The 591-nt window shown below is 45.3% G+C and carries 1 protein-coding gene; it reads right to left on the bottom strand.

Going from position 1 to position 591, the window contains the following annotated elements; genetic code table 11:
- Positions 1–591, bottom strand: a 591-nt coding sequence (locus tag FD36_RS06780; protein ID WP_421823270.1) for a mucin-binding protein, incomplete at both ends; no start/stop codon positions are given.

Below are 591 nucleotides of genomic sequence, written 5' to 3'. Positions count from 1 at the left end.
GTATAGGTGATCGTTGTATCTTTCGTTGGATCACTTGGCTGATAACTGCTACCTGGTGTCAAAACATGACCTTCTGGATCATGTGCTGTATAACCTGGTACCGTCGGTACACCGGCTGGTTTAACCTTCGTCGCATCACTTGGGTCATTTGAATAGGCTACTGTTGGTGCTCCAGGGAAGTTCTTATCACTTGAACTTGGTACCAATGAACCGACTTTCGTGTATGTCACGGTTTCATTAACATCTGCTGAATCGGCATTCAAGTCAGTTACGGCAGCTGTCTTAGCTTTATTAGCTACAGATCCCGACACCACTGGGACAGCAACGGCATCAAAGGTCGTATCACCATTTGTCGCTGTCCAAACTGTTGTTCCAGCACCACTTGTAATAACTTCACCAGTAACGTTATCAACAACGACTGTTCGTGTGAAGTTGACAGAATCACTGTGCTTCTTGGCCACTACGTGTCCATTCTGATCAACATAGCTGACGGTCTCATTGACCGTCTTATCATAGTTGGTGCTAATTGGCCATTTCGGACTATCTGGATCATCTGGATTAATTGAAGCTCCTGGTGTTTGTGGATTCGTT

Source organism: Fructilactobacillus sanfranciscensis DSM 20451, assembly GCF_001436035.1.
Lineage (GTDB): Bacteria > Bacillota > Bacilli > Lactobacillales > Lactobacillaceae > Fructilactobacillus > Fructilactobacillus sanfranciscensis.
The sequence above is the reverse complement of the archived record's forward strand: the minus strand, read 5'-3'. Positions and strand labels throughout refer to the sequence as shown.